16 protein-coding genes are annotated in these 24,082 nt (G+C 73.3%); 10 read left to right on the top strand and 6 right to left on the bottom strand.

Annotated elements, in window-relative coordinates; all coding sequences use genetic code 11:
- Positions 1–38 precede the first annotated feature (38 nt).
- From ABT232_RS06790 to ABT232_RS06780, 3 genes are all read right to left on the bottom strand, one after another.
- Positions 39–1,559 (bottom strand): alpha/beta hydrolase, encoded by a 1,521-nt coding sequence (locus ABT232_RS06790; protein WP_351836863.1) that lies wholly within the window; start codon positions 1,557–1,559, stop codon positions 39–41.
- A 140-nt stretch (positions 1,560–1,699) separates the two neighbouring features.
- Positions 1,700–3,250, bottom strand: a complete 1,551-nt coding sequence (locus ABT232_RS06785) for an alpha/beta hydrolase (RefSeq protein WP_351836860.1) — start codon at positions 3,248–3,250, stop codon at positions 1,700–1,702.
- A gap of 236 nt (positions 3,251–3,486) precedes the next feature.
- Entirely contained in the window at positions 3,487–6,402 is a 2,916-nt protein-coding gene (locus tag ABT232_RS06780) for a lysylphosphatidylglycerol synthase transmembrane domain-containing protein (RefSeq protein ID WP_351836857.1), read from the bottom strand.
- A 185-nt stretch (positions 6,403–6,587) separates the two neighbouring features.
- On the opposite strand from ABT232_RS06780, the gene ABT232_RS06775 reads away from it, so the two are divergent.
- The 5 genes from ABT232_RS06775 to nudC all read left to right on the top strand — a co-directional run bounded on the left by ABT232_RS06775 (position 6,588) and on the right by nudC (position 16,941).
- On the top strand, positions 6,588–6,977 hold the full coding sequence (locus tag ABT232_RS06775; RefSeq protein WP_351836856.1) for an MGMT family protein: 390 nt from the start codon (positions 6,588–6,590) through the stop codon (positions 6,975–6,977).
- Positions 6,978–7,234: 257 nt separating this feature from the next.
- Positions 7,235–10,768, top strand: coding sequence for an ATP-dependent helicase (locus ABT232_RS06770; RefSeq protein WP_351836853.1), 3,534 nt, complete (start codon positions 7,235–7,237; stop codon positions 10,766–10,768).
- Between the two features lie 108 nt (positions 10,769–10,876).
- Positions 10,877–14,425 (top strand): ATP-dependent helicase, encoded by a 3,549-nt coding sequence (locus ABT232_RS06765; protein WP_351836850.1) that lies wholly within the window; start codon positions 10,877–10,879, stop codon positions 14,423–14,425.
- Between the two features lie 10 nt (positions 14,426–14,435).
- Positions 14,436–15,839, top strand: a complete 1,404-nt coding sequence (locus tag ABT232_RS06760; protein WP_351836847.1) for a dipeptidase — start codon at positions 14,436–14,438, stop codon at positions 15,837–15,839.
- Between the two features lie 157 nt (positions 15,840–15,996).
- On the top strand, positions 15,997–16,941 hold the full coding sequence (gene nudC / locus ABT232_RS06755) for an NAD(+) diphosphatase (protein WP_351836846.1): 945 nt from the start codon (positions 15,997–15,999) through the stop codon (positions 16,939–16,941).
- A gap of 105 nt (positions 16,942–17,046) precedes the next feature.
- Here nudC and ABT232_RS06750 read toward each other — a convergent pair whose 3' ends face one another.
- On the bottom strand, positions 17,047–17,289 hold the full coding sequence (locus ABT232_RS06750) for a mycoredoxin (protein ID WP_351836843.1): 243 nt from the start codon (positions 17,287–17,289) through the stop codon (positions 17,047–17,049).
- Between the two features lie 170 nt (positions 17,290–17,459).
- Between ABT232_RS06750 and ABT232_RS06745 the strand changes: the two genes are divergently transcribed.
- From ABT232_RS06745 to ABT232_RS06725, 5 genes are all read left to right on the top strand, one after another.
- On the top strand, positions 17,460–19,661 hold the full coding sequence (locus ABT232_RS06745; protein WP_351836842.1) for an ATP-dependent DNA helicase UvrD2: 2,202 nt from the start codon (positions 17,460–17,462) through the stop codon (positions 19,659–19,661).
- A gap of 165 nt (positions 19,662–19,826) precedes the next feature.
- On the top strand, positions 19,827–20,153 hold the full coding sequence (locus tag ABT232_RS06740) for a hypothetical protein (protein ID WP_351836839.1): 327 nt from the start codon (positions 19,827–19,829) through the stop codon (positions 20,151–20,153).
- Between the two features lie 178 nt (positions 20,154–20,331).
- Complete coding sequence (locus tag ABT232_RS06735) at positions 20,332–20,700, top strand: WhiB family transcriptional regulator (protein ID WP_351836836.1); 369 nt, start codon at positions 20,332–20,334, stop codon at positions 20,698–20,700.
- Complete coding sequence (locus ABT232_RS06730) at positions 20,697–21,026, top strand: putative WhiB-interacting protein (RefSeq protein WP_351836834.1); 330 nt, start codon at positions 20,697–20,699, stop codon at positions 21,024–21,026. The genes ABT232_RS06735 and ABT232_RS06730 overlap by 4 nt, the downstream gene beginning before the upstream one ends.
- Before the next feature lie 137 nt (positions 21,027–21,163).
- Entirely contained in the window at positions 21,164–21,373 is a 210-nt protein-coding gene (locus ABT232_RS06725; protein WP_351836831.1) for a hypothetical protein, read from the top strand.
- A gap of 9 nt (positions 21,374–21,382) precedes the next feature.
- On the opposite strand, the gene ABT232_RS06720 is transcribed toward ABT232_RS06725, so the two are convergent.
- Positions 21,383–22,744 (bottom strand): ABC1 kinase family protein, encoded by a 1,362-nt coding sequence (locus ABT232_RS06720; protein WP_351836830.1) that lies wholly within the window; start codon positions 22,742–22,744, stop codon positions 21,383–21,385.
- The gene (locus ABT232_RS06715; protein ID WP_351836828.1) at positions 22,737–23,951 is read right to left on the bottom strand and encodes a TOMM precursor leader peptide-binding protein; all 1,215 of its coding nucleotides are present in this window, start codon (positions 23,949–23,951) and stop codon (positions 22,737–22,739) included. The genes ABT232_RS06720 and ABT232_RS06715 overlap by 8 nt, the downstream gene beginning before the upstream one ends.
- Positions 23,952–24,082: the final 131 nt, after the last annotated feature.

Raw genomic sequence — 24,082 nt, 5'->3', positions numbered from 1 at the left:
CTCCGCGCACCGACGGTGTGCGGGGCCCCCGTCGGCGTTCAGGAGCAGGTCTTGCCGTCCTTCGGGGGTGTGCCGTTCAGGAGGTAGGTGTTCACCGTGGAGTCGACGCATGAGCTGCCGCTGCCGTAGGCGCCGTGGCCCTCGCCGTTCCAGGTGAGGACCACGCCCACGTCCTTGCCGAGCTCGTCGGCCATCCTGCGGGCGCCCTCCACGGGGGTGGCCGGGTCGCCGGTGTTGCCGACGGTGAGGATCGGCGGGGCGCCCGGGGCGCTCACCTCCGGGGTGTCGTGCTGACCGGGGACCGGCCACTCGTGGCACCAGCCCGCGGTGTCCCAGCCCAGGAACGCGCCGAAGACCGGCGAGATCCTCTCGAACTCGGGCAGCAGCGCCTTCGTCTGCGCGGGCGTCGGGCGCTGGCGGTCGTCCAGGCACGATATGACGCGCTGTGAGTGGGTCGTGGTGCCGTACCGCCCCGACGCGTCGCGCTCGTTGTAGCCGTCGGCGAGGGCCAACAGCTCCGACCCGTCGCCCTCCTCGGCGGCCTCCAGGGCGCTGGTCAGGCTCGGCCAGCCGGCCTTGCTGTACAGCGGCAGCACGATCCCGGTCACGGCGAGCGTCTGGGTGAGTTCGCGGCCGGAGGAGGACGTCGGCAGCGGTTCCGCGTCGATCCGGTCCAGCAGGTCCGCGATCTCGCGGGTGCCCTGCTCCGGGTCCTGGCCCGTGGACTCCAGGTAGTCCTCGAGCGCGCGCTGGAAGCCCAGCGTCTGGTTCTTGGCGTGCCCCACGGTGTCGGCGCTCGGGTCGACGACCGCGTCCAGCACCATCCGCCCGACCTTCTCCGGGAACAGGTGGGCGTAGACACCGCCGAGTTCGGTGCCGTAGGAGATGCCGAAGTAGTGCATCTTCTCGTCGCCGAGGACCTGGCGCATCAGGTCCATGTCGCGCGCGGTGTCGGTGGTCGAGACATGCGCCATCAGCTTCCCGGCGGCCTTCTGGCAGCCCTTGCCGAAGTCGGCGGCGTCGTCGAGGTACGCCTTCTCCTCGGCCGGGGTGTCCGGGGTGGCGTCCACCTTCTCCTCGGCGGCCTGGATGTCCTCGTCCTCGCGGCAGCGCACGCCCTCGCTGGCGGCGACTCCGCGCGGGTCGAAGCTCACCAGGTCGTACCGCTCGTGCAGCGCCGAGACGGTGGAGGCGTACGACGGCATCATCGACACCCCCGAGCCGCCGGGGCCGCCGAAGTTGAACAGGAGCGAGCCGATGCGGTCGTCGCCGGTGGCCTCGGCGCGGATCAGCGCGACGCCTATCGTCTCGCCCTCGGGCTTCGACCAGTCCAGCGGCACCTTCAGCGTCGCGCACCGCCACTCGTCGCCGGGTGCCGGGCCGTCCGCGGTCGCCTCGCAGTCGCCCCAGTCGAGCTTCTGCCCGGTCAGCGAGGAACCCGAAGGACCGGAGGAGTTCTCCGTCTTGTCGTCGGAGCTGCCGTCCCCCGGTGAGTCGCAGGCCGACACCAGCAGCGCGGCGGCGGCACCCAGCGCCGCCCACCGTACGAATCGAGCCATGGACAGATCCCCCCTCGCAGGCCTCCGCATCTCGCCTGCGGAATGGCTGTCCCGCCATGGTAGGCGGAAGCCGGCGAGCCCGTCCGAGCCTGTGGACAACCCCGTGATCTGCGAGTTCGCCGTGCCTCGCGAGACGACCCCTAGCCGCAGACGGTGCCGGCGGCCGGCACCTTCCCGTTCAGCAGATAGCCGTCCACCGCGTCGCGGACGCACTTGTTCTCGCTGTCGTACGCGCCGTGCCCCTGCCCCTTGTACGTCAGCTCCACACCGACATCGCCGCCCAGTGCCCGCACCATCTTCCGGGCGCCCTCGTACGGCGTCGCCGGGTCACCGGTGTTGCCGACGACGAGGATCGGCGCCGCACCCGGCGCCGCCACGTCGGGATGGTCGACGGCGCCCGACACCGCCCAGTCGGTGCAGCTGACCATGCCCCAGGCGAGGTAGTCCCCGAACAGCGGCGAGGCGGCCCGGAACTCGGGCAGCTTCCGCTCGACGTACTCAGGGGTGTAGCGCGGCTTGTCGTCGGCGCAGTTGATGGAGACGTTGGCCGCGACGAGATTGCTGTACTCGCCGTTGGCGTTGCGCCCGTTCAGGGAGTCGGACAGCAGCATCAGGATCTGTCCGTCCCCGTCGTACGCCTGCTCCAGGCCCTCGGTCAGGTACTCCCAGAACTCCTGCGAGTACAGCGCCTGCGCGATGCCGCTGGTCGCGGCGGTCTCGGTCAGCCGGCGCGGGAAGACGCCGTCGATGGGGTCGCTGTCGAGGTCCTTCAGCAGCCGGGCGATACGGTCCTTGACGTCCTGGGCGGTGTCCCCGATCGGGCACTCCTCCGCCTTGGACACACAGTCCTCGGCGAAGTTGTCGAGCGCCAGCTGGAACCCTTTGGCCTGGCCGAGCGCGCCCTGCTCCGGGCTCTGCGTCGGGTCGACGACGGCGTCGAAGACGGCCCGGCCCACCTTCTTCGGGAACAGGTGGGCGTAGACGCCGCCGAGTTCGGTGCCGTAGGAGATGCCGAAGTAGTGCAGTACGTCGTCGCCGAGGACCTGGCGCATCAGGTCCATGTCGCGGGCCGCGTCCGTGGTGAGGACGTGCGGCAGCATCTTCTCGGAGTTTCGCTCGCAGGCCGCGTTGAAGCCCTCCACGTTCTCCACCAGCTCCGCGCGCTCGGCCGCGTCGTCGGGTGTCGCGTCCTGCTGGAAGTACGCGTCGAGCTGCTGGTCGTTCTCGCACAGGACGGGAGCGCTGCGGCCGACCCCGCGCGGGTCGAAGCTCACCAGGTCGTAGCGGGTGCGCAGGGTCTCGTAGTCGCCGCCGAAGGCGGGCAGCGTGGTGACGCCCGAGCCGCCGGGGCCGCCGAAGTTGAAGATCAGGGAGCCGATGCGGCGGCTCGCGGCGCCGCTCGTCGTCGCCCGGATCAGCGCCAGTCCGATCGTCTCGCCCTCGGGGTCGTCCCAGTCGCGCGGCACCTTCATGGTGGCGCACTGCCACTCCTGGCCGTCCGGCAGCGGCGACGGGGCCGCACCGCCGCCCTCCGCCTGGGACGGGGCCGGGCAGTCCTTCCAGCTGAGCTTCTGCTTCGTCAGGTCTCCGTTGCCGTCCTCGGCGTCGTCGCCGCAGGCTGCCAAAGCGGGGGTCAGCAGCAGGGCGGAGACGGTCAGGGCGGCGGCGCGCAGCACGGAGGGATTCGGCATGATCCCATCCTGCGGCGGCCCCAGGCGGGGCGCTCGGGGCGCGGGCCGTACGAGGTACGCGGGTACGAGGTGCGCCGGTACGAGGTACGCGGGTACGAGGTGCGCCGGTACGAGGTGCGCCGGTACGAGGTGCGCCGGTACGAGGTGCGCCGGTACGAGGTACGCGTGGACGGGTTACGCGGGTGCGCGGCTGTTCGGGAACGGGGTGCGCGGTCGCGAGGCCGGCTATCGCGCGCCTAGAGCGCGCCCTTGCGGGTCAGCTGGTTGAAGGCCAGCCAGCCCGGCAGGACCGGCAGCCACAGCGTCAGGAGCCGGAACAGCAGCACCGCGGGGGCGGCGACCTCGCTGGGCAGGCCGACGGCGATGAGACCGACCGTCAGGGTCGCCTCGACGGCGCCGACGCCGCCCGGGGTGGGTGCCGCCGAGCCGAGCGCGTTGCCCGCGAGGAAGACCACGGCGACGCTGGCGATGCTGATCGAGGTGGTCTCGTCGCCGAAGGCACGGATCGACGCGTCCAGGCACATCACGAAGCAGGCGGTGAGCAGCAGCATGCCGCCGATGCCGGTGAGCAGCTTCTGCGGCCGCTGGAGCACGTCCAGCATCCGCGGCACGACTCCCGCGAACAGCGACCTCACGCGCGTGGCGACGAACTTCCGCAGGAACGGCACCGAGGTCACCACGAGCACCAGGACCGCCACGGTCAGCAGACCGGCGATCACGGTCCGGGACGGCGACAGCGACGGTGTCTTCTCGGTGCCCGTCAGGTAGCCGAAGGACAGCAGCATCAGGATGTGGCAGCCGAGTCCGAACAGCTGCGAGGCGCCGACGCTCGCCACCGCGAGCCCGGGCCGCACCCCCGCGCGCTGGAGGAAGCGGGTGTTGAGCGCGACCCCGCCCACCGCGGCCGGCGCCACGATCTTCACGAACGATCCGGCGACCTGCGCCGCCACGGTCCGCGGGAACGGCACCCGCTCCGGCACGAAGCCCAGCAGGCTCATCGCGGCGGCGACGTAACTGAGCGCCGAGAACAGCACCGCCGCCGCCACCCAGCCCCACTCGGCGTTGGCCATGAGCGGGCCGAACTCGATGTGGGTGAGCTGCGTCAGCAGGAAGTACGCGCCGATGGCGCCGGCGATGAAACTGATCAGCGTGCGCGGCCGCACCCGCTCCAGACGGGCCGGTTCCACCGGTGCCTGCGGCCTGATCAGCAGCACCTCGTGGCGGATCTGGGTGAGCAGGTCCTCCTCGCGCGCCTCGTCCAGCGCCTCGTCCAGGGCCCGCTTCTCCGCCCGGGCCTGTGCCCGTACGGCCTTCTTGCCCGGCTTCTCGGCGGCCGCCTCGGCCTCATGGCCCGCCGCCTCCGCACGGGCCAGCTTGGCCTGCCGGGAGGCCTCAAGGACCGCCTCGCGCTCGCGCTCGGCCCGCTCCCGCGCCAGCCGGCGCAGCGTCGCGCGCGTGGAGCGGGTCAGCGCGATGGGCTGGAGCATGGGCAGGCAGTCCGCCACCGCGTCGGGGCCGAGCACCCCGACCGCCGAGCCCACCGCGCGGTCGGCGCCCACCCGCAGCGCGAGCGTCGTCATCAGCTGGGCGACGTCCATCCGCAGCAGCAGATCGCCCGCCGCGATCTCGCCGCCGCGCAGATCGGTGAGGATCACCGTGCCGGAACGATCCACCAGAATCGCGTCGCCCGCGAGCCTGCGGTGCGCGATCCGCCGCGACTGCAGCGCGCGCACCTGGTGCCAGGTGTTGCGCAGCAGATCGTCGGTGATCTCCTCGTCGGCGAGGGAGTCCAGGGTGCGTCCGCCGGTGTGCTCGTAGACGAGCATGACGGCGTCGGGGCCGAGTTCGGAGGTGGCGATCAGCTTGGGCGCGTGGGCGCCGGCCGCGATGGCGGCGTAGGCGAGCAGCGCCTCCTGCTCCAGGGCCTGGCGCAGCGACTGGAGGCTGCGGCGGGTGGCGAAGCCGCGCAGCGTGAGATTGCGCCAGACCCGGTAGAAGAAGCCCTGGGCCTGCTGTTCCCGGTCGACGACCGTGACGTCCAGCGGTGGGCCGTCCTCCAGGGTGACGAAGTAGCGCCGGCCGCGGTCGCCGCCGTCCGCCGCGTCCGCCGTCTCCTCGCGGGCCGCGCTGACCGGGTGGAATCCGACGGTCCGCAGGCCCGCCATCAGCGTCCGGCCGGTGGGGCGGACGTTGGGCGAGCCGACCGCGTACAGCGTGCCGTAGGCCACGGTCCAGCCGATCAGCACCGTCAGGATGATGGAGAACGGTGTGGTGTAGCCGGTGACCAGCATCGAGAAGGCGTCCAGCATCAGCACGATCCACAGCACCGCGCGCCAGCGCGGTCTGCGGGACATGCCGACGGCCGTCATGTAGGCGATGACGGGCGCGAGGTAGCCGTGCACCGGGTCCGTGAGTGCGGTGATGTCGCCGGGGGAGGGCTGGGTCAGGGCCTCCTGGATGGAGTCCGGGGCGGCCTTGGCGACCCAGAGGTCGGTGGCCAGGGTCACACCGTGCGCGAGGACCGCCGCGAGCACGCCGTCCGCGATCCGCAGCCCGTCCCGCTTGATCAGCCGTTCGATCGCGAAGGCGACCGGCACCAGCAGGATCGCGATGCTGGACGCGAGCCCGGCGATCTTGATGAGCAGGTCGGGGGCCTGGCCGGTGCCCTTGTTGATGTCCTGTTCGAGGCCTGAGGTGGTGCCGTGCGCGAACGCGGCGATCGCGAGCAGGACGACGACGGCGAGCACCCCCACCAGGAGCCGCATCAGGTCCGACGGGCGGTGCACGCGCGCGGGGAGCAGCGGTTCGTCGCCCTCGACCGCTTCGGTGGGAGTGTCGGGGTCGCGGTCGGTGGGAGTGTCGGGGTCGCGTTCGGCGGAGGTGTCCGGGTCGCGGGAGTCGTCGGCGGTGCCGTCGTCGGCGGGACCGCCCGAGGCGCGCCCGCCGGTGCGGCCCTCACCGTGATTGTCGGTGCGGCCCTCGCCGTGCTTGCCGGTGCGGCCGGCTTCTCGCTCGCCGGGTCCCGCGCCTTCCGTCCCGGTGTCGGCCGTGTCGGTCGCGTCGGTGGTGTCGGCCGCGTCGGCGGTGTCCGGGCGCGACGAGACATCAGAGGTGCTGTCCGCGCCCTCCGGGTGCACGCCCTGCTGCTTCATCGTCTCTTCTTGATCTCGTATCACCAGTCACCGCCCGCACGATGGTGGCATGCTCCACCGACACACGGGGGCATCAGGGTGCAAATGCGGGGGCGCACAGTCTGCCCGAAGCACCGCCGCGGGGCGAGGGTCACGCTCCGTCGCGAGCGCGTCACGGTGTCGGTGGCATGCGGCAGGATGGGCGGATGAGCGAGGAGAGCCGCCTTCCCGAGGACGCCCGCGCGGAGTACACCGACGCCCTGCCGGACTACGCCGAGCGGGTTCTCGACGTGACGGAGATGATCCCGCCCGGTCGCGTCATGACCTACGGCGACGTCGCGGAATGGCTGGAGGACGGCGGTCCGCGCCAGGTGGGCCGCGCGATGGCGCTCTACGGAGGTGCCGTCCCCTGGTGGCGGGTCGTCCGCGCGGACGGGCAGCTGCTCCCCGGCCACGAGCAGGAGGCCCTGGCCCGATACCGGGAGGAGGGCACACCGCTGAGGGAGGCGAGCCGGGCCGCCGAGGGCCATCTGCCGCGCATCGACATGAGACGCGCGCGGTGGGACGGCGGCGAACGCGACAAGGGTCACACCTGACAGCTTCCGCCATCGGACGCGACCGCGGGAGACCCGTGATCCGTACGGAGGAAAAACAGCACGTCCGCGACATGACGTACGTTCGAGAGGCTGGAGACGCACGGGCCCGGTGAGCCGGGAGGGAACAACCGGAAGTTCTGCTTCCGGCCTGCCCGTCGGCGTACCGTCGCCTCCACGTGTCCCCCTCACCCCGCGGCCACCGCCGTCCCCGCAGGACGGTCGGCCCACCAGCACACCCACCAGGACCGGCGAACCACGTGAGCTCCTCTTCCTCCACCCGACGCCTGTCGCACCCGGCGGTGCGACAGGGGAACCGTGGCGCTTACCGACTGGTGCGTACCCCTCCGGCCCGGCCCGACCCCCCTCTTCTGGACGCCGCACAGCGCTCCGTGGTTGACCACCGGTCCGGACCGCTGCTCGTCCTCGCCGGCCCGGGCACCGGCAAGACCACCACGCTGGTGGAGTCCGTGGCCGCTCGGATCGCCCGCGGCGCGGACCCCGAACGCCTCCTGGTGGTCACCTTCAGCCGCAAGGCCGCCGTCGAGCTGCGCGACCGCATGGCCCTGCGCATCGGCGCCGCCCGCGCGCCCCGGGCGACCACCTTCCACTCCTTCTGCTACGCCCTGGTCCGCGCCCACCAGGACAGCGACCTGTTCGTCGAGCCGCTGCGGCTGCTGTCCGGCCCCGAGCAGGACGTCGCCGTACGCGAGCTGCTGGCCGGCCAGCCCGACCTGGAACGCCTCGGGCTCGCCCATGTGCGCTGGCCGGACGAGCTGCGGTCCTGCCTGACCACCCGCGGCTTCGCCGACGAGGTCCGCGCGGTCCTCGCCCGCAGCCGCGAACTGGGCCTCGGCCCGGACGCCCTCGACGCCTTCGCCCGGCGCATCGGCCGCCCCGACTGGCGGGCGGCGGCCGCCTTCCTCGCCGAGTACCTCGACGTCCTCGACCTGCAAGGGGTCATCGACTACGCCGAACTCGTCCACCGCGCGGTGCTGCTCGCCCACCGTCCCGAGGTGGCCGCGCGGCTCGCCGAGCAGTACGACGCGGTGTTCGTGGACGAGTACCAGGACACCGACCCCGCGCAGGTGCGGCTGCTGCACGCCCTCGCGGGCGGCGGCCGCACCCTCGTCGCCTTCGGCGACCCCGACCAGTCGATCTACACCTTCCGCGGCGCCGACGTGAACGGCATCCTCGACTTCCCGGACGCCTTCCGGCGCGTGGACGGCCGCCCGGCGCCGGTCGAGGTGCTGCGCACCTCCCGCCGCTCCGGCGCCGCACTGCTGGCCGCCACCCGGCTGCTGACCCGGCGCATGCCGCTCACCCGCCTCCCGGCGGAGAAGGTCCGGGCCCACCGCGAGCTCGCACCGGAGCGGGACGGCGGCCGGGTCGAGGTGTACACGTATCCGACGGCCGGCACCGAGCTGGACAACATCGCCGACATCCTGCGCCGCGCCCACCTGGAGGACGGCGTTCCGTGGCGCGACATGGCCGTCCTGGTGCGCGCCGGCTCCCGCACCATCCCGACGGTCCGCCGCGCGCTCACCGCCGCGGGCGTCCCGCTCGACATCGACGGCGACGACCTTCCCCTGCGGCACGAGCCGGCGGTGGCGCCGCTGCTGACGGCCCTGCGCGCGGTGGCGACGGCGGAGGCCGGGGGGCGGCCCGCCGCGGACGGCGCCGCCGCCGAGGACACCGCCGAGACCAGTCGTGAGACCACCGCGGAAACCACCACCGAAACGACCGCCGATACCGCTGCCGAAACCACTGCTGAGGTCGCCGGCGTCGCCGCAGCCGACAACGCCGCCGACAACGCCGACGCCACCGCCGCCGACAACGCCACCGCCGCCGACGCCGCCACCGCCGCCGACGCCGCCGCCGCCGAGGCCCCCGCGTCCACCGCCCCGCAGCAGTCCGCCCGCTGGCTCGACACCGAGACCGCGCTCACCCTCCTCGCCTCCCCGCTCGCCGGCATGGACGCCGCCGATCTGCGCCGCCTCGGACGCGCCCTGCGGGAGGAGGAGCGCGCCGCGGGCAACCCCGTACCGCCGCCCTCGGACGAACTCCTGACCCGGGCGCTCGCCGAACCCGAGCGCCTGGTGGTGCACGACCCTGCGTACGCGCGCGGTGCCCAGCGCCTCGGCGCGCTGCTGCGCACGGCACGCGAGCGCCTGGCGGGCGGCGGCACGGCCGAGGAGGCGCTGTGGGACCTCTGGACGGGCACACCCTGGCCTTCGCGCCTGGAGCGGGCCGCTCGGCGCGGCGGCGCCGCCGGACGCAACGCCGACCGGGACCTGGACGCCGTCTGCGCGCTGTTCGCGACCGCGGCGCGCGCCGAGGAGCGCACCGGCGGGCGCGGCGCCCTGAACTTCCTGGAGCAGATCGAGGCCGAGGACATCGCCGCCGACACCCTCACCGGGCGGGCGCTGCGCCCGGACGCCGTGCGACTGATGACCGCCCACCGTGCCAAGGGCCTGGAATGGCGGCTCGTCGTCGTGGCGGGTGTCCAGGAGGGCCTGTGGCCGGACCTGCGCCGCCGCGGCTCCCTGCTGGAGGCCGACCGCATCGGCCGCGACGGACTCGCCGAACCGCTCACCCCGGGCGCGCTGCTCGCCGAGGAACGCCGCCTGTTCTACGTCGCCGCCACGCGCGCGCGGGAACGGCTCGTCGTCACCGCGGTGAAGGCCCCCGCCGACGACGGCGACCAGCCCTCCCGGTTCCTGACCGAACTCGGCGTCGAGCCGAAGGACGTCACCGGCCGCCCGCGCCGTCCGCTGGCCGTCGCCGCGCTGGTCGCCGAGTTGCGCGCCACCACCGTCGACCCGCGGGTGTCGGACACCCTGCGGGAGGCCGCCGCCCGCCGGCTGGCCCGGCTAGCGGCGCTCGCCGACGAGGACGGCCGGCCGCTGGTGCCGTCCGCGCACCCCTACCGCTGGTGGGGCATGTTCGAGCCGACCGAGAGCAAGGTGCCGCTGCGCCACCGCGACCAGCCCGTCGTGCTCTCCGGCAGCGCCCTCGACCAGCTCGCCAACACCTGCGCGCTGCAGTGGTTCCTCGGCCGCGAGGTGAAGGCCGACGCACCGGCCACCGCCGCCCAGGGCTTCGGCAACGTGGTGCACGTCCTCGCCGACGAGGTCGCCTCCGGGCGCACTCCGGCGGACCTCGCCGTCCTCATGGAACGCCTCGACTCGGTGTGGGACGCGCTGGCCTTCGACGCGCCCTGGAAGTCGGCGCAGGAGAAGGAGCACGCGCGCGTGGCGCTCGAACGCTTCCTGAAGTGGCACGTCATGGACCGCACCGGGCGCACCCCGGTGGCGAGCGAGCACGACTTCGACGTCACCCTGGAGGCGGGCGACTACGAGGTCCGTATCCGCGGCCAGATGGACCGCGTGGAGGCGGACGCCGAGGGCCGCGCCTACGTCGTCGACTTCAAGACCGGCAAGCAGGCGCCCAGCGCGGCCGAGGTGGCCCGCCACCCCCAGCTCGCCGTCTATCAGCTCGCGGTCCGCGAGGGCGCCGTCGACGACGCCTTCGACGGGGTCCGCCCCGAGCCGGGCGGCGCCGAACTCGTCCAGCTGCGCCAGGGCGCCGCCAAGCGGGACGGCGGGGAGACACTGCCCAAGGTGCAGGCGCAGGAGCCGCTGGCGGGGGAGTGGGTCGGCGACCTGCTCGCCACGGCCGCCGGCAAGGTGCTCGACGAGCGGTTCGCGCCGACCACCGGGCAGCACTGCGCGCACTGCGCGTTCCGGGCGTCGTGCAGCGCGCGGCCGGAGGGCCGGCACGTGGTGGAGTGACGCCGCCGCCGGTGTGACGAGCCGCACCACCCCCGCTGACCTGCGATTCCACCGACCGGGCGGATGATCCGGCGTCGACTGTCGGTGGCCGCCGCTAGCCTCTTTGAGGTGCCCGCACGTATCACCGACCCCGAGCAGCTCAAAGAGCTCCTCGGCATCCCGTTCACCCCGGAGCAGACGGCCTGCATCGTCGCGCCGCCGGCTCCGCAGGTGATCGTGGCGGGCGCCGGTTCCGGCAAGACCACGGTGATGGCCGCCCGCGTGGTGTGGCTGGTCGGCACCGGCCAGGTGGCACCCGAGCAGGTGCTCGGCCTCACCTTCACCAACAAGGCCGCCGGTGAACTCGCCGAGCGCGTCCGCAAGGCACTGATCAAGGCGGGCGTCACCGACCCCGACCCCGTCGACCCGGACAACCCGCCGGGCGAGCCGGTGATCTCCACGTACCACGCCTTCGCGGGCCGTCTGCTGACCGACCACGGCCTGCGCATCGGTCTGGAACCGACCTCCCGCCTCCTCGCCGACGCCACCCGCTACCAGCTGGCCGCGCGGGTGCTCCGCGAGGCGCCCGGCCCCTACCCCGCGCTGACCCGCTCCTTCGCGGACCTCGTCAGCGACCTGCTCACGCTCGACTCCGAACTCGCCGAGCACCTCGTCGACGCCGACGACCTGCGCGCCTGGGACGCCGAGCTGCTGCGCACCCTCCAGGGCGCCAAGCTCACCAACGCCGACCTGCGCAAGGTGCCCGAGACCGCCGCCGCCCGCCGCGAACTCGCCGGCCTGGTGCTGCGCTACCGGGCCGCCAAACGCGAGCGGGACCTGCTCGACTTCGGCGACCAGATCGCCCTGGCCGCCCGCCTCGGCCGGGTGCCCGAGGTGGGCCGCCTGCTGCGCGACGAGTTCCGCGTGGTGCTCCTCGACGAGTACCAGGACACCTCGGTCGCCCAGCGCGTCCTCCTCGCCGGCCTGTTCGGCGGCGGCACCGGCCACCCGGTCACCGCCGTCGGCGACCCCTGCCAGGCGATCTACGGCTGGCGCGGCGCCTCCGTCGCCAACCTCGACGACTTCCCCGACCACTTCGCGCACGCCGACGGCCGCCCCGCCACCCGCCAGGCGCTCAGCGAGAACCGCCGCAGCGGCGGCCGCCTCCTCGACCTCGCCAACGGCCTCGCCGAGCCGCTGCGGGCCATGCACGCGGGCGTGGAGGCCCTGCGCCCGGCCCCCGGCGCCGAACGGGACGGCGTCGTCCGCTGCGCCCTGCTGCCCACCCACGCCGAGGAGATCGACTGGATCGCCGACTCCATCGCCCACCTGGTGAACACCGGCAAGGCACCCGGCGAGATCGCCGTCCTGTGCCGCACGGCGACCGACTTCGCCGAGATCCAGGGCGCGCTGGTCGCCCGGGACGTGCCCGTCGAGGTGGTCGGCCTGTCCGGGCTGCTGCACCTGCCCGAGGTCGCCGACCTGGTCGCCGTCTGCGAGGTCCTGCAGGATCCGGGTGCCAACGCCTCCCTGGTCCGGCTGCTCACCGGCCCCCGCTGGCGGATCGGCCCGCGCGACCTCGCCCTGCTCGGGCGGCGCGCCCGGCTGCTCGTCTCCCACGCGCGCGTGGAGGCGGACGACGACCCCGACCGGCGGCTCGCCGAGGCCGTGGAGGGCGTCGACCCGGCCGAGGTGATATCGCTCGCGGACGCCCTCGACACCTTCCTGGAGACGCCCCTGGACGGCGGCGGGGACGACGACGGGCTGCCTTTCTCGCCGGACGCGCGCGTGCGCTTCGCCCGGCTCGCAGCCGAGCTGCGCGACCTGCGGCGCTCGCTGGCCGACCCGCTCATGGACGTGCTGCACCGCGTCCTCGCCGTCACCGGCCTGGAGGTCGAGCTGTCGGCGTCCCCGCACGCCCTGGCCGCCCGCCGCCGCGAGACCCTGTCGAACTTCCTCGACGTCGCCGCCTCCTTCGCCGCCCACGAGAGCGAGGCCTCCCTGCTGGCCTTCCTCGGCTTCCTGCGCACCGCCGCCCAGTACGAGAAGGGCCTCGACAACGCCCTGCCCGGCGGCGAGAACACCGTCAAGGTGCTCACCGCGCACAGGTCCAAGGGCCTGGAGTGGGACGTCGTCGCCGTCCCGGGCCTGGTCACCGGCACCTTCCCGAGCGCCCAGGGCCGTGAGAAGTGGACCGCCCAGGCCAAGGTGCTGCCGCACGAGCTGCGCGGCGACGCGGACACCCTGCCCGACGTCGAGGCCTGGGACTCCCGCGGCATGAAGGCGTTCCACGAGGCGATGAAGGAGCACCAGCACACCGAGGAACTGCGCCTCGGCTACGTCACCTTCACCCGCCCGCGCTCCCTGCTGCTCGGCTCCGGCCACTGGTGGGGCCCCAGCCAGAAGAAGCCCCGCGGCCCCTCCGACTTCCTCCAGGCCCTGTACGACCACTGCGCGGCCGGCCACGGCGAGATCGAGGTCTGGGCGGACGCTCCCGCGGAGGACGAGGAGAACCCGGCCCTGCTCCGGGGCTCCGCCGACCAGGCCTGGCCCCTGCCCCTGGACGACACCGCCCTCGCCCGCCGCCGCGCGGCCGCCGAGACGGTCCTCGCCCACCTCGACGCCCTCGCCACCGCCGACGACCGGCCCACGGCGACCCACGACCCCGACGCCCACGACGACCCGGAATGGCCCCCGCCCCCGGAGGAGGACCCGTTCCCGTACGACGAGCTGTATGACGAGACGCCGTACGAGGACGACGACGTGCCGTACCAGGACGGCGTGCCGTTCGAGGGCGAGGACGACGCGATCACCCACCAGGACGACGCGATCACCCATGAGGACGGCGAGGACCCCGCCGACTGGGACTCCTGGACCACCCGTCCCCCGAGCGTCCCCCACCAGGCGACCGGCCCGGGCCCCGGCCCCGGCGTGCCCGGACAGCCCCGTCTCACCCCCGAGGAAGCCCGGATCGTCGCCTCCTGGGACCGCGACCTGGACGCCCTCACCGGAGAGCTGCTGCGAGCCCGGGAGAGCGTCACCGAGGTGCCCCTGCCCGCCTCGCTGACGGCGACCCAGCTGCTGCGGCTGGCCGCCGACCCGGACGGCTTCGCGCAGGAACTGGCCCGCCCCATGCCCCGCCCGCCGCAGCCCGGAGCCCGCCGCGGCACCCGCTTCCACGCCTGGGTCGAATCCCGGTTCGAGGCGCTGACCCTGCCCATGCTGGAGCCGGACGAGCTGCCCGGCGCCGACGCCGAGATCGCCGACGAACGCGACCTGGAAGCCCTGAAGGACGCCTTCGAACGCACCGAGTACGCCCGCCGCACGCCGTACCGCGTGGAGGCCCCGTTCCAGATCACCGTCGCCGGCCGCGTCGTACGGGGCCGTATCGACGCCGTCTACCGGGACGGCGACGGCGAGGAGGCGACGTACGAGATCGTCGACTGGAAGACCGGCCGCGACCGCACCGCCGACCCCCTCCAGCTCGCCCTGTACCGGCTCGGCTGGGCCGAGCAGCAGGGCGTTCCGCTGGAGTCGGTCACGGCGGCGTTCGTGTACGTGCGCAGCGGAGAGGTCGAGCGGCCCGCCCTTCCGGACCGGGCCGACCTGGAACGGCTGCTGCGGGAGGAGCCGCCCGGTGACGAACCGCACGATCGGGCTGTCACCGCGGGCGGATAGGCTCGTGACCATGAGCCAGACCCCGGACAGCGCCGTCCGTACGTACATCGACCAGCACCGTGCCGCCTTCCTGGACGACCTCGCGGAGTGGCTGCGCATCCCGTCGGTGTCCGCCCAGCCGCAGCACGCGTCCGACGTGCGGCGCAGCGCCGACTGGCTCGCCGGCAAGCTCAAGGAGACCGGCTTCCCGACCGCCGAGGTCTGGCAGACCCCGGGCGCACCGGCCGTCTACGCCGAGTGGCCCTCCGACGACCCCGCGGCGCCGACCGTCCTCGTCTACGGCCATCACGACGTACAGCCCGCCGCCCGTGAGGACGGCTGGCACAGCGAGCCCTTCGAGCCCGTCGTCCGCGAGAACCGGCTCTACGCGCGCGGTGCCGCTGACGACAAGGGTCAGGTGTTCTTTCACACACTCGGTCTGCGCGCCCACCTCGCCGCCACCGGCCGCAGCGTCCCGGCGGTCCATCTGAAGCTGCTCGTCGAAGGCGAGGAGGAGTCCGGCTCGCCGCACTTCCGTGCCCTCGTGGAGGAGCACGCCGACCGGCTCGCCGCCGATGTCGTGATCGTCTCCGACACCGGCATGTGGTCCGAGGACACCCCCACGGTGTGCACCGGCATGCGCGGCCTCGCCGAGTGCGAGATCCGGCTGCACGGCCCCGACCAGGACATCCACTCCGGCTCCTTCGGCGGCGCCGTGCCCAACCCGGCCACCGCCGTCGCCCGCCTCGTCGCCGCCCTGCACGACGAGCACGGGCGCGTGGCGATCCCCGGCTTCTACGACGGCGTCGTGGAGCTCACCGACCGCGAGCGCGAACTCTTCGCCGAGCTGCCCTTCGACGAGACGCGGTGGCTGCGCACCGCGAAGTCGTACGCCACCCACGGCGAAGCCGGCTACACCACCCTGGAGCGCGTCTGGGCCCGCCCCACCGCCGAGGTCAACGGCATCGGCGGCGGCTACCAGGGCCCCGGCAGCAAGACGATCATCCCGTCCACGGCCATGGTGAAGCTCTCCTTCCGGCTGGTGGCGGGCCAGGACCTCGACCACGTCGAGGCGGCCGTCCGAGCGTGGGCCGCCGACCGGCTGCCGGCCGGCATCCGGCACGAGATCGCCTTCTCCGCGGGCACCCGCCCGTGCCTGACCCCGCTGGACCACCCGGCCCTGCAGTCCGTGACCCGCGCCATGGGCCGCGCCTTCGGCACCGCCGTCCGCTACACCCGCGAGGGCGGCTCCGGACCCGCCGCCGACCTTCAGGAAGTGCTCGGCGCCCCCGTCCTCTTCCTGGGCATCTCCGTCCCGTCCGACGGCTGGCACGCCCCCGACGAGAAGGTCGAGCTTGATCTGCTCCTCAAGGGCGCCGAGGCCGGCGCCTATCTGTGGGGCGACCTCGCGGCGAACTGGCGCCATGCCCCCTGACCCCGCCGAGCCGTCCGGAGCGCCCGCCCGCGCGGGGCACACTGGAAGGGCCGCCCCGCACCACCGAGCCCTGCCGGACCCGGTCGCCTCCCGCACGTACGACCCGCCGAACCGCCCGCCGAAACAAACCGCTGCACCGGGGGAGTTGGAAGCACCCGTGACCACCTGGACCGACCACACAGCCGACCGACCCATCTCGCTCACCGCCCCGAGCGGCATCGACCGCGCCGCCCACCACCGGCTCGACGAAGCCTGGCTCGCCGCGGCGTGGAGCCACCCCACCACCCGCTGCTTCGTGGTCTCCGGCGGTCAGGTCCTCATCGACGAGACGCCGGACGGCCGTACCGAACTCGTCATGACCCCGTCCTTCGAGGCCCCGCTCACCGAGGCGCACCGCTACTTCCTCGGCATCGACGAGGACGGCGTCAGCTACTTCGCCCTCCAGAAGGACTCGCTGCCCGGCCGTATCGACCAGTCCGCGCGGCCGGCCGGCCTGCGCGAGGCGGGCCTGCTGCTGTCGCCGCGCGACGCCGGACTGATGGTGCACGCCGTCGGCCTGGAGAACTGGCAGCGCACCCACCGCTTCTGCTCCCGCTGCGGCGAGCGCACCGCGATTGCCGCAGCCGGCCACATCCGCCGCTGCCCGGCCTGCGGCGCCGAGCACTACCCGCGCACCGACCCCGCGGTGATCATGGCGGTCACCGACGAGGACGACCGCATCCTGCTCGGCCGCCAGGTGCACTGGCCCGAGGGCCGCTTCTCCACGCTCGCCGGCTTCGTCGAGCCGGGCGAGTCCATCGAGCAGGCGGTGCGCCGCGAGGTCTTCGAGGAGGCCGGCGTCGCCGTCGGCCAGGTCGAGTACGTCGCCAGCCAGCCCTGGCCCTTCCCGTCCAGCCTGATGCTCGGCTTCATGGCGCGGGCCACCTCCACGGACATCGACGTCGACGGCGACGAGATCCACGAGGCCCGCTGGTTCTCCCGCGACGAGCTGGGCGCCGCCTTCGACTCCGGCGAGGTGCTGCCGCCCTACGGCATCTCGATCGCGGCCCGCCTGATCGAGCTCTGGTACGGCAAGCCGCTGCCGACGCGCAGCGTCATCTGAGCCGCGTCATCCGACCCGCGGCCGCCGAGCCGCGCCGTCGGATGCGAGAAGGCGGCCTCCGGGAGATCCCGGGGGCCGCCTTCATCAGGTCGCGGCAGGCGTCCGTCAGACGCCGATCTTCTGCTTGACCTGCGCCAGCGACGGGTTGGTCAGGGTGCTCCCGTCCGGGAACAGCACGGTCGGCACCGTCTGGTTCCCCCCGTTCGCCTTCTCCACGAAGGCGGCGGACTGCGGGTCCTGCTCGATGTTGATCTCGTCGTACGCGATGCCCTCGCGGTCCATCTGGCTCTTCAGCCGACGGCAGTAGCCACACCACGTGGTGCTGTACATCGTCACAGTGCCCGGCATTCTCGGCGCTCCTCGGCGGCTCGGGGGACGGGTGGTCGCAGAAGGGTGAACGTACTTGAAACCGCCACCATTCCCGCACCCGGCCCCGCCACGAGTGATTAGTACGACTAACGGGGTCCGCCTGTGGACAACCGGCTCGGCCGTCTCCGGCGACCTGGCAGCATGGCTGTGTGACAGCAGCAACGCACTCCCCTCTCTTCCCGCGCGTCCCGGACACGGCCGACGCGGTGCTCGAAGGGCTCGACCCCGAGCAGCGCGAGGTCGCCACCGCGCTGCACGGCCCGGTGTGCGTCCTGGCCGGAGCCGGCACGGGCAAGACCCGCGCGATCACCCACCGCATCGCCTACGGGGTGCGGGCCGGGATCCTCCAGCCGTCCAGCGTGCTCGCCGTCACCTTCACCAACCGCGCGGCCGGAGAGATGCGCGGCCGGCTCCGCCAGCTCGGCGCGACCGGCGTCCAGGCCCGCACCTTCCACTCCGCGGCCCTCCGCCAGCTCCAGTACTTCTGGCCGAAAGCGATCGGTGGCTCCCTGCCCCGGCTCGTCGACCGCAAGATCCAGCTCGTCGCCGACGCGGCCGCCGCCTGCCGCATCCGCCTCGACCGGGGCGAGCTGCGGGACGTCACCGCGGAGATCGAGTGGTCCAAGGTCACCCAGACCGTGCCCTCCGACTACGCGCTGGCAGCCGCGAAGGCCGGCCGCGAGACCCCACGCGACGCCGCCGAGATCGCCCAGCTCTACGCCGCCTACGAGGACGTCAAGCGCAACCGCGCGGTCATCGACTTCGAGGACGTGCTGCTGCTGACCGTCGCCGTCCTCCAGGACCGGCAGGACATCGCCGAGCAGGTCCGCGCCCAGTACCAGCACTTCGTCGTCGACGAGTACCAGGACGTCAGCCCCCTCCAGCAGCGCCTGCTGGACCTCTGGCTCGGCGACCGGGACGACCTGTGCGTCGTCGGCGACGCCAGCCAGACGATCTACTCGTTCACGGGAGCAACCCCGGACCACCTCCTCGACTTCCGCACCCGCCACCCCGGCGCCACCGTCGTCAAGCTGGTCCGCGACTACCGCTCCACGCCCCAGGTCGTCCACCTCGCCAACGGTCTGCTCGCGCAGGCCCGGGGCCGAGCCGCCGACCACCGGCTGGAACTCGTCTCCCAGCGCCCCGCCGGCCCGGAACCCGGCTACGCGGAGTACACCGACGAGCCCGCCGAGGCCGAGGGCGCCGCCCGCCGCATCCGCGACCTCATCGCCTCGGGCATCCCGGCCGGCGAGATCGCCATCCTGTTCCGCACCAACGCCCAGTCCGAGACCTACGAACAGGCCCTCGCCGACCTCGGCATCCCCTACCAGCTGCGGGGCGCCGAGCGGTTCTTCGACCGGCCCGAGGTCCGCAAGGCGGGCATCGCCCTGCGCGGCGCGGCCCGCTTCGGCGGCAACGACTCGGCCCTCGACGCAGCCGTCGACCTGCCCTCCCAGGTCCGCGCGGTGCTCTCCTCCGACGGCTGGACCCCGCAGCCCCCAGCCGGCTCCGGCGCCGTCAGAGAACGCTGGGAGTCCCTGGCCGCGCTGGTCAACCTGGCGCAGGACTTCGCCGCCGCCCGCAGCGGTGCCGGCCTCGCCGACTTCGTCGCCGAACTCGACGAGCGGGCGAACGCCCAGCACGCCCCGACCGTGCAGGGCGTCACCCTCGCCTCCCTGCACTCCGCCAAGGGCCTGGAATGGGACGTCGTCTTCCTGGTCGGGGTCGCCGAGGGCATGATGCCGATCACCTACGCCAAGACCGACGAGCAGATAGAGGAGGAGCGCCGCCTCCTCTATGTCGGCGTCACCCGCGCCCGCTCCCGTCTCCATCTCTCCTGGTCGCTCGCCCGCTCGCCCGGCGGCCGCCCCAGCCGCCGCCCCAGCCGGTTCCTCGACGGGCTGCGCCCCGGCTCGGGCGCGGCCGCCGCGGCTGGCCGCGGCGGACCGGGCGGCGCCGGCGGCGTCGAACGCGGTCTCGCGGGCCGGTCGCAGACCGCCCCGCGCCGCACCCGGCGCACCCCGGCCCGCTGCCGGGTCTGCGGGCGCACCCTCACCGACGCCGGCGAGCTGAAGCTGCTGCGCTGCGAGGACTGCCCCTCCGACATGGACGAGGGGCTGTACGAGCGGCTGCGCGACTGGCGTGCGGACCAGGCGCGGCGCAGCGGCCAGCCCGCGTTCTGCGTCTTCACCGACAAGACCCTGATGGCGATCGCGGAGACCGTCCCCGACGAGGCGGGCGAACTGGCCCGGATCCCCGGCGTCGGGACACGCAAGCTCAACCGCTACGGGGCCGATGTGCTGGCGATCTGCGCAGGCCGGCAGCTCGGCGGCGAAGAAGATCGGGACTGATACGAACTCGTCGAAAAAATAGTTTGCGCATGCCCCAGCAAGCCCCATAGGTTCTTAGCCGTGGGAACGGCGGCCTTCTCCAAGGCCCCGCTTCCGTGTTGTACTTGCATATCCGTAGGACCGGTTCACCCCGGTCCCCCGAGACGCCGAGAGGAGGCGAGTCCAGTGATCAGCATCAACAGCAGCTCCATCAGCACCGCCAAAATGACCGATCGCTCGGTCGTCGCCTCCCTGTGCATGCTCGGCGCCTCGGACCAGGGCACCGGTCTGTCCGGCATTCGTGCCGTCCGTCCGGCGTCCTCTCCGTCCCTCGCGGGTCTTCCCGTCCGCGAGCGGAATGTGCGACCGACCAAGGCACTGGAAGCGGCAGTAGAGGCCCAGGCACATGCCTATGCCTTTACGGCGACCGGTGCCGGATTCCGGAAGCAGACGACGCAGCACCACCAGATGTGGGCCTTCCGTGGGCCAGAACCCTGGAGTGATCCAGCCTGATCGGCGATCAGGCCGGCGCCTTCAGGGCCGCGGAACCCCATCCGGGATCCGCGGCCCTTCTGTTTGCCCACGTACGTGGGCGACAGGGCGAAGGGGCCTCGGGACAGGAAAAGAGAACCCGGTACCAGCCGCCAACCGGTCACACCCGACCGGAACGACCAGACGAGGAAAACGATCCGTGCAACTCGAAGCGCACGCCCCGTCAGTACCGCCTTCCGAAACGATCCCCCCGCCCGGCCTCACGGAGGACTCCACCTTGATCCCGCTCACCGCGCTCACCGCGCTCGACGACGCCATCGAGAACCTCGGCGTACCCGTCCCCTGCCGCTCGTACGACCCGGAGGTCTTCTTCGCCGAGTCGCCGGCCGACGTCGAGTACGCCAAGTCCCTGTGCCGCACCTGCCCGCTGATGGAGGCCTGCCTCGCCGGCGCCAAGGAGCGGCGTGAGCCCTGGGGCGTCTGGGGTGGCGAGCTGTTCGTGCAGGGTGTCGTCGTCGCCCGGAAGCGGCCGCGTGGCCGCCCGCGCAAGAACCCGGTCTCGGCATGAACATCGCATTCGCAGGAACGATCGACCGTCCCCTCACGCACGACCCCAAGAAGCAGGCCCCGATGAAGCCGTCCGCCAGCGAGCCCACCGGCTCCGCAACTCCAGACTTCACCCCCACCGGCGCGACCACCTCGCGTCAGAACAGGACCCGAGAGATGCAACTCATTCCAGAAGCCCTGGCTCGTGCGCATATGCACGACCGCCTGCATGAGGCGCAGCGGGAGCGCCGGGCCATGAGCCTGGCCGCCGCCCGCCGGATGCAGCGCCGGGCGGAGCGCGCCTCGCTGCGCGCCCGCCGCGCGCTCGCCCTCGCCGTCATGCAGTAACCCACCACGCCATGAGCGGCGGCCTCCCGGTTCTCGGGAGGCGAAAGCTTCCCGCGGGGGCCGGTCCGTCCGAACGGACCGGCCCCCGCGGTGCGTTGTGTCCCCGGATCGGCCGATCTCGGCGTTATCGTCACCAGGTGACGAGTCTTCCCGGGAGCAGTGACCAAGGTGGCTCCGCGAGGGAGCCCGGACCGATCGTGTGCGCTCGCTGCGGCACCCCGGCGGACGGCCCGCGGCCCACCTGGACGTGCTCCGTGGAGAACGGCGTCCGCCAGTACTTCTGCGACACCTGCTCGCGGCAGAACCTCAGAGCGATCGAAGGACGCCTGGACTCGGCCTGGTGGTGAGGCCGGCGCTCACGCCTCCGCGGCCTCCTCCTCCGGCAGCTCCTCCACGAAGCCCGGCAGCCACTCCTCCAGTTCGTCGCGCAGCCGGACCGTCGCGTTCAGCTGGCACAGGACACCGATGGTGCTCAGGGTGACGCGGTGGATCAGGAGATACGCCGGAGGCAGGTTGAGCTGCTTGCCGAGCTGGTAGGCGGGGGAGCGGATGTCGGCGATCCGGGCCGCCTGGCTGCGCATCCAGCCGCGGGCGAAGGTGAACTCCTCCGCCTGCGCCGGTTCGATGATCGGCAGCAGGTAGTCGAGCACCGCGTCCGGGTCCAGGTCGATGGACTCCTTGACGAACCCCTCCGCGCACAGCAGGTCGTAGACGGCCTGGGCCTCGCCGTCGAGGGTCATGCGCAGGGACTCGCCGATCGGGGTCGGCAGACCGCCCGGGAGACGGTCGACCGTGCCGAAGTCCAGCACGCCCAGCCGCCAGTCCTCCTTGCCGGCCGGGCCGCCCGGCAGCAGCCGGAAGTTCCCCGGGTGCGGATCGGCGTGCAGCAGTCCGGTGCGGGCGGGACCGGAGAAGAGGAAGCGGGCCAGGAGCTGGCCGGCCCGGTCGCGCTGCTCCTGGGTGCCGTCGGAGATGATCTCCGACAGCGGGATGCCGTCGATCCACTCGGTGACCAGGACCTGCTCGCACTGGTGGACCACGGCGGGCACCACCACGTCCGGGTCGTCGGCGAACTCCTCGGCGTGCACCTGCTGGGCCTGCGCCTCCAGACCGTAGTCCAGCTCCTCCGAGACCCGGTCGCGCAGCTCGCTGATCAACGGCTTGATGTCCATGCCGGGGATCAGCGGTCCCAGCAGCCGGGCGAAGCGGCTGAGCTGGTTGAGGTCGGAGAGCAGGGCCTCGCCGGCTCCGGGGTACTGCACCTTGACCGCGACCTCACGGCCGTCGCGCCACACCGCGCGGTGCACCTGGCCGATCGATGCCGCCGCCGACGGCTTGTCGTCGAACTCCAGGAACAGCTCGCGCCAGTCCTCCCCGAGCCGCTCCGCGAGCACGGTGTGCATGGTCCGCGTCGGCATCGGCGGCGCGGCCTCCTGGAGCTTGGTCAGGGCCGCCCGGTAGGGGCCCGCGACCTCCTCGGGCAGCGCCGACTCGAAGACGGACAGGGCCTGCCCGAACTTCATCGCGCCGCCCTTGAGCTCCCCGAGCACCTTGAAGAGCTGTTCCGCCGTGCGCTGCTGCAGCTCGCGCCCGACGATCTCCGCCGACTCGCCGACGATCCTCTTGCCCAGGCCCCAGGTCGCGCGGCCGGCGAAGCCGAGCGGGAGCGCGGCGAGCTTGGCGGTCCGGGTGACCGCCTTCCGGGGAAGATCAGACATGCGCCCTCCAAGTCCCAGCCGGCCGCGCCGCGCCTGCCGGACGGCGAACCCGCGTTGACGACCCTTGCTCCGCCATTGTCGCGTGTGCGGCCCCGTCCTTTGAGGCCTGTCGACCGTGAGATTTCTCCGCTGCCCCGCACGGGCAGGCGGAGTGTGCCCAAACGGGCCTCGGGTGCCACTGGAGCGTGGGGAGGGAGGCCTCCCAGCGGGCGCCCGCGCTGGAGGGCGTCCGCCCGTCCAGGAAGGTGAGCGCGTGCGCGGCCGCCAGCCCGGCCACCGTGGTGGCCAGCGCCAGGTCACAGGGCCGCACGGCGCGCTGCCCGCCCGACCGCCACTGGGCGACCAGTCGCGGCCAGGCCGGATCCCGGTCGGTGCGGGCCTCGTGCAGACAGCCCGCGCAGCCGGTCTCCCCGGGCAGGACGAGCGGGCCGACGACGGCGGTCCCCTCCACCACCCCGGCGTACAGATGCGGGGTGCCGGAGGCGATCAGGGGAGCGGCGGTGTCCGGGCCGGGGGCGTGGACGGTGACATCGTCCCGCGGGGCGAGGATCACCAGGGAGAAGCCGGGGTCGGCCTCCTGCGCGGGGGAGCGTGGGCGCCGGCGGGGCGGGCGGTCCGGTGCGGCCCGGCGCACCACCCGCCGGGCGGCCTCGTCCCGACGCTCGCCGACGGCCTCGGCGGGCAGGCCGCCCGGGGCCGTGTCCCACGGCTCCACCCGGCCGCCGTCGCACACGTCGACCGTGCCCACACCTGCGCCCGACAGCAGTGCCGCCAGCGTGGCGCCGACCCGGCCGGCGCCCCGCACCTGTACCCGCAGGTGGCGGCGGGCGGCCAGCCGCTCGATCGCCTCGCCCGGCTCCGACGTCGTCAGCGACAGCGTGGCCAGGTCGGGGCGCAGCCGGTCCAGCGTTTCGGTCCGGCCGCGCAGCGCCTGCGCGTCCGGACCGCCGCCGGTGGCGTCGTCGAGCAGCCCGGCCTCGGTCAGCCGCCCGACGAGGGCGTCGACGTGCCCGTCGGGCAGTTCCGTCCGCCGGCCCTCCTCGCGCAGGAGTTCCAGGCCGCGCGTGCCGTTGAGGAGATCGAGGAAGCCGCCGGTCGCGCGGTCCATCGGACCCAGCGTCAGAGCGTGTGCCGGAGTCATCCCGAATTGGACGGTGTTGAGGTCGCGCCAGCCGCGCCGCAGCGCGGGTTTCACCATCGGATGCATAACAGGCCCCCGTTGCCCGAGAAGGTCGACGCCTGCCAGCTTGCCCGGAACGGGCGCCGGGCGGCGGAAGTTGTCCACAGGCCCTGGGTGATAGTCGTACAAATCAAAGCGCGCGGTGGGCGATCGAAGTG

It is taken from the genome of Streptomyces sp. NPDC001532 (assembly GCF_040298625.1).
Classification (GTDB): domain Bacteria; phylum Actinomycetota; class Actinomycetes; order Streptomycetales; family Streptomycetaceae; genus Streptomyces.
This window is presented reverse-complemented; position numbering and strand designations above follow the sequence as displayed.

Excerpts from the sequence above, each read along its gene's own strand:
- ABT232_RS06780 (WP_351836857.1), bottom strand. The coding sequence starts at position 6,402 with ATGAAGCAGCAGGGCGTGCACCCGGAGGGCGCGGACAGCACCTCTGAT.
- ABT232_RS06790 (WP_351836863.1), bottom strand. The coding sequence starts at position 1,559 with ATGGCTCGATTCGTACGGTGGGCGGCGCTGGGTGCCGCCGCCGCGCTG.
- ABT232_RS06775 (WP_351836856.1), top strand. The coding sequence starts at position 6,588 with ATGAGCGAGGAGAGCCGCCTTCCCGAGGACGCCCGCGCGGAGTACACC.
- ABT232_RS06760 (WP_351836847.1), top strand. The coding sequence starts at position 14,436 with ATGAGCCAGACCCCGGACAGCGCCGTCCGTACGTACATCGACCAGCAC.
- ABT232_RS06785 (WP_351836860.1), bottom strand. The coding sequence starts at position 3,250 with ATGCCGAATCCCTCCGTGCTGCGCGCCGCCGCCCTGACCGTCTCCGCC.
- ABT232_RS06730 (WP_351836834.1), top strand. The coding sequence starts at position 20,697 with ATGAACATCGCATTCGCAGGAACGATCGACCGTCCCCTCACGCACGAC.
- ABT232_RS06720 (WP_351836830.1), bottom strand. The coding sequence starts at position 22,744 with ATGTCTGATCTTCCCCGGAAGGCGGTCACCCGGACCGCCAAGCTCGCC.
- ABT232_RS06750 (WP_351836843.1), bottom strand. The coding sequence starts at position 17,289 with ATGCCGGGCACTGTGACGATGTACAGCACCACGTGGTGTGGCTACTGC.
- ABT232_RS06715 (WP_351836828.1), bottom strand. The coding sequence starts at position 23,951 with ATGCATCCGATGGTGAAACCCGCGCTGCGGCGCGGCTGGCGCGACCTC.